Below are 7393 nucleotides of genomic sequence, written 5' to 3' on the forward strand. Positions count from 1 at the left end.
TGGAGGGATGGCAGAGCGGTTGAATGCACCGGTCTTGAAAACCGGCATAGGTTAATAGCCTATCTAGGGTTCGAATCCCTATCCCTCCGCCACTTATTTCACAAAAAAGCCCAGCATATTGCTGGGCTTTTTTGTTTTTGAATTCATGTTTTCATATTGATCTGGACAGGTACCGTTCTAAAACAAAGATCTGACTGCAGCGATCAAAACGGATGTGCTCACACACGCCGTCAATGCAATCAGCGCCATCTCTGCCTTCGTTACGCGTGACAGTGATTCTGGTGTTGCAACAATTGCGTAAATAACTCCAGTCTCTTGCTTTGGTCTCATAGCAGTGCCCTGTTTTTGTGAACTGCTGAAATCATGCCATCTGTAATCGGGGAAATCGTGCGTACCTCTGTGGCTTTCTGTGACAGACGGTAAGTTTTGCACTCAGAGTGTGACAGGGGTTGGGAAAATAAAGCGCGCTAGTCTGACTGCAGGCCTGTCAGGTATGCAGCGACTGAACGACCCAGGGCGTTGAGGTCGTATCCACCTTCCAGAATGCTCAGTACGGGAGTGTTTCTTGCTGCTGCAATGCCATCAATCATGCGGCCGAGCCAATCATAGTCTGATTCCAATAGATTCAATTCCGCCATCGGGTCATCTCTGTGGCCATCAAAACCCGCTGAAACAATAATAAGCTCAGGTGCATACGACTTAAGGGCTGGCAGCCAGTGCTCTTCGATCATAGCCCTGAACGTCGCACTGCCAGTGCCAGACTCAAGCGGAACATTGATCAGGTTGTCGAACTTTGACTGCTCGTAGTGAGTGTATGGGTAAAAAGGGTGCTGAAAGCTGGAGCAGATGAGAAAACGCTGATCATTCCCAAGAATGTCTATAGTGCCATTGCCCTGATGGGCATCGAAGTCGAGAAGGGCTATCCGCTGAAAGTGGTGGACGTCAGCAGCCCTGAGCGCTGATATGGCAACGTTATTGAAAAAGCAGAACCCCATGGCCTTGCGGTGTTCTGCATGATGACCCGGCGGGCGCGTTGCAACGAAGGCGCGCGACTGTTCGCCTTTTGCAAGGTCATCCAATGCTGCTGTACAGGACCCTGCCGACCACAAGGCGGCATTGAGTGAGCCGGGGGACATGGCGGTATCTTCGTCAACGTAGATATGGCCATGCTTAGGTTGTATCAGGTGGAGCTGTTCAACATAGCCTTTGCTGTGCGCTCGGAGAATGTCTGGCATATCAGCCGACCGACCATTGGCATGAATCAGTTGCTCCCAGATGCCCTGAGATTTAAGCTCCTGCTCTATGGCCATGATTCGCATGGCGTGTTCGGGGTGGTCTTCATCCGTAAAGTGCGAGAAGTGCTCTTCCGACGTGTAATACGCTAATGGCATCTGTTCCTGACCGTCTTGTTTTTGCTCAGTGTACTCTCGACTGGCACAAACACAAAAAACCAATGGAGGTTTGATGGGTACCCGATCTCTTGAACGCTTTGTGCAGCCCGAGTCGATCGCTGTAATTGGTGCATCCGACAGGCAGGGCAGTCTTGGCGGTGCAATTGTCAGAAACCTCCTGGAGGCAGGGTACGAAGGCAAAATCCAGCCTGTTAACAGTAAGGGCTATAAAGAGATTTATGGCTTGCCGGCGGTGGCAAAAATAAGTCAACTGAAGAGCCCACCCGATCTGGCCATTATCTGCACTCCTGCGGATTCCGTTGCACGCGTAATAAAGCAGCTGCACGCTATTGGTGTGGAGGCTGCCATGGTGCTTACAGGCGGGATGGCGCGTACACGTTCGTGGCAATTTCGGCCTAACTCGGAAAAAATCGACCGCATCGTTAAACAAACCCGGATGCGGATTCTGGGCCCTGACTGTCTCGGTATCGTTATTCCACACAGGAAGCTCAATGCAAGCTTCCTTCATGTCCCCGTCAGGCAGGGAAATATTGCCTACATTGGGCAGTCGGGCACGCTCGCCTCTGGCGTAATGGACTGGGCTTACAGCAGGGGGATTGGATTCTCTCATGTCGCGACACTGGGTCGCAGTGAGGACGTGACACTCCCGGATCTGATCGATTACATATCACAGGAACCTAAGGCCCGGACGCTACTTATCCAGCTTGACGAAATTCGCTCAGGTCGGGCACTGGTTCGGTCTCTACGTGCCGCCTCCAGGCACAGACTCGTTCTGGCAGTAAAGAACAACCGTTTTTCTGATAGTCCTCTCAACCCGGTATCTTCTCCTAAAGGCTTGTCTCGCCGGGACGACCTGATTGATGAGGTTTTAGCCAGAGCAGGGGTTCTCAGAGTAAATGCGACGGACGAGTTGTTTGATTGCGTTGATGCTCTGAGCAATCGCCGCGAACGCTTTGGCCCCCGACTTGCTGTTATTGCGAACGGCCGTGGCCCTGCGATTATCGCAATGGATCGACTTCTGCACGACGGTGGTGAGCTTGCGACCTTTACGAAGGATGGATCGCAGGTACTGAAGAGCCAGCTTCCAGACTATGTCAAAGCCGAAAATCCGTTGCTTCTTAATCCTGAACTGAAGCCCGAGCAGTTGAGCGCAGTTGCTAAAACAGTTCTCACGGATCGTAATGTCGACGCGCTGCTGGTTGTATTCACACCAGGATTGGGAACAGACGCACAAGCAAACGCAGAGGCCCTGATAGAGGTCGCTGCTCATACCCAGAAAATGGTACTGACGAGCTGGGTCGGTGAATATTCGGTAGAAGGCGCGAGGGCCAGTTTTGATCGTGCGAAAATCCCGACATTTGATACGCCGGACAATGCCATTAAGTCCTACATGTACATGGTTCAACACCAGAGGACACAGGACCTGTTACGCGAAACCCCGGAAAGTATCGAGATCCCTGTCTCTGCGCAGCACGCCGGACTGGATGAGGAGATTCGTAGCTCTTACAAAGCAGGAGACTATCTATCCCCACCGGATGCATACAAGTTACTTAAAGCGTACGGCTACTCCTGCGCCGATAGCATTTTCAGGAAGACGTCCGGTGAGCTCATCAAAGACGCTCAGGCAATCCCTAAGCCGTGGGTTCTGCGAGTCCATCACAAGGATTATTTGTATCCTTTTGCCTACGGCACGAACCCTCGCGAGCGTATTCGCAGCGTGGTTCGCGATCTGCACAACGAGAAGGAGCTACTGCCAGCGATTGACTCGCTTTCTGAGGTCATTACTGAGCGATTCCCGGAGAGTCCGATATTGGGATACACGGTACAGACCATGCACCGGGCACTGGATAATCTTCAGTTTTCGTTCGGCATTGGTCGTGACAACGAGGTTGGCCCGTTTATCTTCTTCGGGGGCGGGGGCAGTACGGCCGATATTCTTGTGGATCGCCAGGTGGCGCTCCCACCTCTGAACGCAAACCTTGCGGAAAAGTTGATCCGCAAATCCCATTTTTATGAGGTTCTCCAGGAACGTTCGGAATACCCTGAAAAAGACTTACTGACACTCGAGCGTTGGCTGGTCGCATTGTCTCATCTCGCCCTGAATCACCCGTGGCTTTCAGGGCTGGAAGTGAATGCAATCCGTCAGCAGATTGGTCGGTATCGTGTCATTGGCGTGGCCGCTGAAGTCGGAGAGCCAGTAAAATGTGCAATCCTACCTTATCCAACAGAATTGTCTGGCAGCTATACCTCGCCGAATAACGTCGAATATCTTGTTCGGCCTATCCGCGGAGAGGATGAGCCGCAGCTTGATGCCTTCTATCATCGCCTGAGCGCTGAGAGTCTCAGGTTGCGTTTTTTCTCTGCTCGCCGGCGCTTTGATCATACCGAGCTGGCTCGCCTTACACAGATAGATTACGACCGGGAAATGGCTTTCGTAGCCTGGCGTGACGGTAAAATATTCGGCGTCGTGAGAGTCTGGATCGATCCTGACGACGTAACCGCTGAGTTCTCTGTGATTGTTGATGATAATTCCCGAGGCGAGCGCCTTGGGTTTCATCTGATGAGTCGTATTATCGAGTACCTGAAAGATCGTGGCGTTCTGCAGATCTACGGATCAGTTCTGCCCGAGAACGGCCCAATGCTAAAACTAGCTCGGCGTCTCGGCTTCTCGAACCGGCTGAATACTGCCGATGGCGTCGTTGAGGTAGCAATGATATTGAACAGTGAAAAATACGCGTGGCAATCGAAGCGCATGTACCCGGTGTAGTTGCTTTGGTATATTTCACACCTTATCGCAGCCGGCCAATTCTGGAGATGTTTTTTTGATTCGAGTCCTAGTAGTTGATGATCAGGATCTGGTTCGATCAGGTATTTGTCGCTTGCTTGCCGATGCTGAGCAGGTTGAGGTTGTCGGCGATGCTGCCAGTGGCGAAGAGGCCGTGCAGAAAGCGCGCGACCTGGAGCCTGATGTTGTCCTTATGGATATTAATATGCCGGGCATCGGTGGCCTTGAGGCTACTCAGAAGATTCTTCAGCGTCAGCCCGGGATTCAGATTATTGCGCTGACTGTTTACGACGGCGACCCCTACACATCGCGACTCCTGAAGATTGGTGCCTCTGGTTACCTGACCAAAGGTGCACATTTTGATGAAATGCTGAGAGCGATCGTTAAAGTGAATTCCGGCCAGAAATATATCAGTCCTGAAATTGCTCAGAAGTTGGCATTACGCCCATTTCAGGATGATGCTGGATCACCCTTCGAGACCTTGTCTGAAAGAGAGCTCCAGATCTCCATCATGATTGCGAAAGGCCAACGTGTCCCATTAATTGGTGAAGCACTGTTTCTGAGCCCTAAAACGGTCAATAGTTATCGCTACCGTATCTTTGAAAAGCTCGGTATAGAAAAGAGTGACGTGCAGTTAACCCATTTAGCCTTGCGGCACGGACTGATTGACGCCAACGAAGTGAATTAATGCCTGACTTCGATATTAAGGCATTCCTGAAGTCGCTTACCCAGAGGGCTGGTGTCTACAGGATGTACGACAAAGACAAGTCGCTACTCTACGTAGGAAAGGCAAAAAACCTGAAGAACCGGGTTTCGAGTTACTTCCGTGCCCGAGGTCTTAACGCAAAGACCGTCGCTTTGGTCAGTCGGATTGATCATATCGATGTCACAGTCACGGGGAGTGAAGTCGAAGCGCTCATTCTTGAGCAAACTCTTATCAAGAAGCATCGTCCGCCGTACAACATCCTGCTCAAGGATGATAAATCATATCCTTACCTGCACATTTCAGATCACCCGTATCCGCTTCTGTCATACGCCCGGGGGCGACGCAGAAAAAAGGGCCTGTATTTTGGTCCTTATCCGAACCCCGGTGCTGCTCGTGAGGCGCAGAACTATCTGCAGCGACTGTTTCTTCTCCGCAACTGTGAAGATAGCTACTTTAACCACCGTAGCCGTCCTTGCTTGCAGTATGAGATTCATCGTTGCTCGGCTCCGTGTGTCGGTCATATATCGAAAGAAGAGTATGAACGGGACATTCAGCGCGCAAGAATGTTTCTCGAGGGTAAATCCCGCGAACTCATCTCTGATCTTCAGGCTGGCATGGAACAGGCAGCGGAGGATCTTCAATTTGAGAAGGCAGCAGAGTTCAGAGATAGAGTAGAGCTACTGAGGCGCATCCAGGAACGCCAGATGACGGAGTCTGGAGAGAAAAATGCGGACGTCTGGGTCGCAATTGAGTGGCAGGCAATGATCTGCGTTCAACGCCTCACCTTTCGTAAAGGGCGCCTCACCAATTCCCAGAGTTTTTTCCCGGAGGATAAAATTGGTGTGCCGCTCGAAGAGTTGTTTGCTTCCTATATCGAGCAGTTCTATCTGGGTGGTCATGCAAGTGACACCTTGCCTGAAGTCCTATTTGCTGACATAGAATCCGATGTGCTTGCACCTATGTTGTCAGTACTTAAAGAACGAGGCCTCTCGCTGCAGCACCAGAGAGGGGTGCGAGGCGACGGTCGCCAATGGCTGGCAATGGCTGAAGAGAACGCCAGAGCGGGTATACAGTCTGTCATGTCGGGGCGCCAGGCAGCGCAAAGCAAGCTCGATGCAGTCGCCGATCTTCTGAAACTGAATTTTGTTCCGGCCCGGATAGAGTGTTTCGATATCAGTCATGCTCAGGGTGAGGCTGCGTACGCATCTTGCGTTGTCTATGGCAAAGAAGGACTGGATAAGTCACGCTATCGGCGCTTCTCGGTGAAAAACGTCACCGCAGGGGATGACTATGCAGCACTTGAAGATTCTGTCCGCAGGCACCTCACGCGCATGCTTGAGCAGAACGATCTCCCGGATATTCTTTTGATTGATGGTGGTAAAGGTCAGGTCTCAAGGATTGATCAGGTCCTGGATGAACTGCAGATTACTGACGTGTACTTACTTGGCATATCAAAGGGGACGACCCGAAAGTCAGGGTGGGAATACTTGTGGCGACCGCAGACCGCGAAACCTATTCTTCCCGATGCTCACGACGCAGGCTTTCGCCTTCTGCAGTACGTTCGCGACGAGGCGCACCGCTTTGCTATAACCGGCCATAGAAAAGAGCGGGCTAAGAAGCGCGGGCAGTCGGATCTTGAGAAATTACCCGGAGTGGGACCCAAAAGGCGAAGAGAGCTTTTGCTTCACTTCGGCAGTCTGCGTAATATGCGCGGTGCGCCGCGGGCTGAGTTTGAAAAAGTCCCGGGTATCAGTAAAGCATTGGCAGGGCAGATTTTCGCTGCGCTCCATGGTGAAGAACAGGAGTAGTACCGGCAATGAACATACCTAATATACTGACTATGGGGCGGATATTGGTGATTCCGCTGATGGTGGTATGTTTTTACTGGTTAGGGGAGAGTGGCCGCGTCTGGGCATCCCTGTTATTCGCGGCGGCTGCGGTCACTGACTGGCTGGATGGTTATCTCGCACGAAAACTTGACCAGACGTCGGCGCTAGGTGCGTTTCTTGATCCGGTCGCAGATAAGCTGATTGTCTCGGTTGCTCTGGTACTGCTCGTGGAGCATTTTGCACACCCTTGGTTAACGATTCCGGCAATGGTGATCGTTGGCAGAGAAATCGTAATTTCGGCACTTCGTGAGTGGATGGCAGAGCTTGGAAAGCGGGCCAATGTCGCTGTCAGTCAGTTGGGTAAGATAAAAACTGCACTCCAGATGGTCTCTATAACCGTGCTGTTGGGTGCATCAGAGGGAAGCCTCCTGGAGGTTCTTGGGATTTATGCACTTTACGGAGCGGCGATTCTGACTCTCTGGTCCATGCTGATCTATCTTAAGGCTGCGTGGCCTGAGCTGAGACGCTAACAACTTCGGGAAAATAACTCTCTAAGTTGTTAAAAAGTAAGAAAAAAGGCTTGACTGGTTACACGTATTATTTAAAATGCGCAGCACTTAAGCGGGAATAGCTCAGTTGGTAGAGCACAACCTTGCCAAGG

General features: G+C 51.5%; 5 protein-coding genes and 1 tRNA gene. 5 read left to right on the forward strand and 1 reads right to left on the reverse strand.

Going from position 1 to position 7393, the window contains the following annotated elements; genetic code table 11:
- The first annotated feature begins 1 nt into the window (after position 1).
- Positions 2-92: transfer RNA gene (locus tag B2067_RS02015), tRNA-Ser, on the forward strand.
- A 375-nt stretch (positions 93-467) separates the two neighbouring features.
- Here the strand turns inward: B2067_RS02015 and B2067_RS02020 are convergent.
- Positions 468-1391: a histone deacetylase family protein gene (locus B2067_RS02020; protein ID WP_301387289.1), complete on the reverse strand. Its 924-nt coding sequence runs from the start codon at positions 1389-1391 to the stop codon at positions 468-470.
- Between the two features lie 73 nt (positions 1392-1464).
- On the opposite strand from B2067_RS02020, the gene B2067_RS02025 reads away from it, so the two are divergent.
- From B2067_RS02025 to pgsA, 4 genes are read left to right on the forward strand one after another with little or no spacing between them, the layout of a single operon-like run.
- Positions 1465-4179, forward strand: a complete 2715-nt coding sequence (locus tag B2067_RS02025; protein WP_301387290.1) for a GNAT family N-acetyltransferase — start codon at positions 1465-1467, stop codon at positions 4177-4179.
- A 55-nt stretch (positions 4180-4234) separates the two neighbouring features.
- Positions 4235-4885, forward strand: a complete 651-nt coding sequence (gene uvrY, locus B2067_RS02030; protein WP_301387291.1) for a UvrY/SirA/GacA family response regulator transcription factor — start codon at positions 4235-4237, stop codon at positions 4883-4885.
- Positions 4885-6711, forward strand: a complete 1827-nt coding sequence (gene uvrC / locus B2067_RS02035; protein ID WP_068440449.1) for an excinuclease ABC subunit UvrC — start codon at positions 4885-4887, stop codon at positions 6709-6711. The genes uvrY and uvrC overlap by 1 nt, the downstream gene beginning before the upstream one ends.
- 8 nt (positions 6712-6719) lie before the next feature.
- Positions 6720-7262 (forward strand): CDP-diacylglycerol--glycerol-3-phosphate 3-phosphatidyltransferase, encoded by a 543-nt coding sequence (pgsA, locus tag B2067_RS02040; RefSeq protein ID WP_068439446.1) that lies wholly within the window; start codon positions 6720-6722, stop codon positions 7260-7262.
- Positions 7263-7393: the final 131 nt, after the last annotated feature.

Source organism: Thalassolituus sp. UBA2590, from assembly GCF_002339775.1.
Lineage (GTDB): Bacteria > Pseudomonadota > Gammaproteobacteria > Pseudomonadales > Oceanobacteraceae > Thalassolituus.